Source organism: Candidatus Egerieousia sp., from assembly GCF_056211015.1.
Genome location: NZ_JBAELF010000038.1, coordinates 1 through 2,951, shown reverse-complemented (window position 1 = coordinate 2,951; position 2,951 = coordinate 1). Strand labels below are relative to the sequence as shown.

The window sequence follows — 2,951 nt, the reverse complement described above, 5'->3', positions numbered from 1 at the left end:
GATGCCAAGTATGTATGAACTGGATGCCGGACTGTAGCCTTTGATGGTGAGGTATCCCGACTGGTACAGCAGAGGAAGCGCTGTTGTCATTTCGTGGATTGACATGTCAAAGGCGGATGCAGGCATCATTTCGGTCCTGTTGAGCTTCATGATGTCTGTCCTGAAGCCTTTCATCCTCTCAAAGAGGAAAGATGGGGTTGCGGAGCCGAACCAGTTAGCACGGAGTTCCTTGCAGGAGAACGTGAGCATTAGGCTGTAAGGATTGAAGACTCCGGCCTGCTTTTTGCTGAAGTTGAAGCCATCATATTTCCATCGCAGTGTATCATACATTTCCTCCTTGGTCATTTCGTTGTGGAGCGCAAGGTTCTCAATGTCGTTGTCGAATATCCGGCGGATTTCGGCCTCGGTTATTCCGCAGAGTGTTGCGTAGTCCTCGTTGAGTGATATGTTCTGGAGGTTGTTGAGCTCGCTGAATATGCTCACGTGGCTGAACTTTGTAATGCCTGTTATGAACACGAAGCGCAGGTATTCGGAGCAGGCCTTGCAGGTGATGTAAAACTCCCTGAGAATCTTCTGCACCAGTTTGAATTCATTGCTGCCGCCTTCAAGATGCAGAAGCGGTGCGTCATACTCGTCCAGAATTATCACGGCACCTTTTCCTGTTTGCTGGTTGGCTCTTTGCACCAGACCTTGGAACCTCATTCCGGGACTCGTTTCATTATAGTCCTTTCCATAAACACTTTCATATTTGAGAAGCATCACGTTCAGTGCGTCCAGAACCTGTTGCGGATTCTTGTCCTTTATTACGCTCATGTTGAAATGGAACACAGGATATTTCACCCAGTCCTTCTCAAGCGTCTCCATTGCAAGTCCCTTGAAGAGCTCCTTTTTCCCAAGGAAATAGGCTTTTAGGGTTGAGCAGAGCAGTGACTTGCCGAACCTGCGGGGACGGCTGAGGAAGACGCACTGGCTGCGGGTCATCCTGTATATCAGGTCTGTCTTGTCTACATACACTCTTCCGGTCTGGACTATGGTCTCGAAACTGTCCGTGTCTGTAGGGAACTCCCATGGCTCCCTGTATCTCTTGGCTTCTTCCATAACTGCTCTCTTGTTTCCAATCTTGCGAATATAGATAAAAGCGTTTTGAATTGCAAATGAAGAGAGAATGACAACCGCCATCAAATACCTTGATTTTTTTTCTTTGAATTGCAGGATTCTTTATATAAATTTGCAACAGCTAGCATATTACGGCTAAATACATGTTATAAGACGTTACCGGACGTTTATCTTTCAGATACAAACTTGGCAATTTGAATCACAAAGGAAGATAAAGCAGCCATAGCGTCCACTTGCGGTGGTCATTCGGTACCGCGCCCTTCAGGCGTGGGTTTTACTGCATATCATCCCAGGCGTGGGCTATTAGTGTTGCTTATCCTTTTGTGAAGGCAGCCAAGGCCTGTATCTGGGATGAGCAAGGTAAGACTCCCACGTCTTCTTTTTTTATCCGTTCGGGAAAGGGTGTCACCGGCATAAATTTAATATTAATGGTATCATATTCAATCATTCTGATAAAAAGAGATTTATCGCTATAAGAGGTAATAATAAATTTGGATTATGTGGCTATTTGATTTTATTTTTGGTTGCCGGAAACAAAAGGGCGGTGCTATTAATATTGATGAAGATGAGTGCCTTGATGAAGGTGAGGATGATCTGATATGGGACAATGACTGTGCACAAGACTCCGAAAACAGCCTGGGTGAAGATATGGAACTAATAGAAGAGTCTATTTCAGGTTATTTTAAGCCGCGTTTCCTGGTGGATAAACGTGACGGCTCCAGGATAGAGTTCATGAGTGCAGACGAATGCTTGCGCACGGTTACAGCGGATGACATTGACTGGGAATCGCTTTCATTTCTGGATGATTCCTGCAAGAGAGTGGCAAGGAGTCTTGACGCTCATTATCCTACTCATATTATGAATTATCATAATGGAGTTGCATTGGTATGCTGGCAGCTGAATCCGGACGGGATGTATTATATGGATGATGATGGTTTCGGGATGTCGGATGATGAAGAAGTTACAATCTATGGAATCATTGACCGCAGGGGTAGAGTTGTTTCAAAGTTCCGCTATGTGAATCATGATTGGAAACAGGTTGAACAAATGAAGAAAGAGGCTGAGAACATATGAAAAAGTCAAAAATCATTTTACGGGTGCTGCTGGTGCTGGTTGGAGCTTTTGCAGTCTTTGGGGTATTCAGTATTTTGCAGGAACTGTATTGCCGTCATTTTGGCGAATCGGCTCATGAGGATGACACGAGATTGTGCGACAGTGTCTATGTGCATCGCTTTGGCAGAGGCCGGGCTCGTTTGTATAATGGCAATACCGATGAGTATTTCGGTCCAGTATTCGAGTGGGTTGCTGAAAGGCCTGAAACGGACAGTCTTACTGTTTTCTGTGACCGTAACGGAAAACGGGGGTACTTGAATGTGAATACGGGAGAAATAGCCATTGAGGCGAAATATGAATATGCCTGGACATTCTGCGAGGGCCTTGCTGCAGTATTGGAGCCTGGCGGCAAGCTGGGATTCATCGATCAGAGGGGAGAGTATGTCATAGCTCCTGAACTTGATTATTGGATGGAGCAGGATTACAGGTTTGAGAATGGCTTGTGCCTTATGGAGAATGAAAAAGGAATGAAGGGCATGATAGACCGCAACGGCAATTTTGTGCGTCCTATGGGATATGACGCAATCATATCTGATGAACAAAGCGTCAGTAACAGATAGCAATGATTCCTTACCTTGCGATTTTCCAGCTGGTTATGGTGTGCTTTGCGCAAGTGAAGCGTACGCCTACCTTGACCTTAGGTCTTGGGTCTGCCATGTATGGGGCGTCGTAGAGGTTCTTCTCTATCTGGGCAAGGGCCGAGCTGGCGGTGCCCCTCATCT

The 2,951-nt window shown here is 45.9% G+C and carries 3 protein-coding genes; 2 read left to right on the top strand and 1 reads right to left on the bottom strand.

Annotated features, from left to right (window positions below; genetic code table 11):
* Nucleotides 1-1,098 (bottom strand): ATP-binding protein (locus tag AC06L3_RS02660; RefSeq protein WP_475669078.1); only part of this gene is annotated, 1,098 nt, incomplete at its 3' end.
* 666 nt (nt 1,099-1,764) lie between these two features.
* Here AC06L3_RS02660 and AC06L3_RS02655 point away from each other — a divergent pair.
* Entirely contained in the window at nt 1,765-2,190 is a 426-nt protein-coding gene (locus tag AC06L3_RS02655) for a hypothetical protein (protein ID WP_475669077.1), read from the top strand.
* Nucleotides 2,187-2,789, top strand: a complete 603-nt coding sequence (locus AC06L3_RS02650; protein WP_475669076.1) for a WG repeat-containing protein — start codon at nt 2,187-2,189, stop codon at nt 2,787-2,789. The genes AC06L3_RS02655 and AC06L3_RS02650 overlap by 4 nt, the downstream gene beginning before the upstream one ends.
* Nucleotides 2,790-2,951 lie beyond the last annotated feature (162 nt).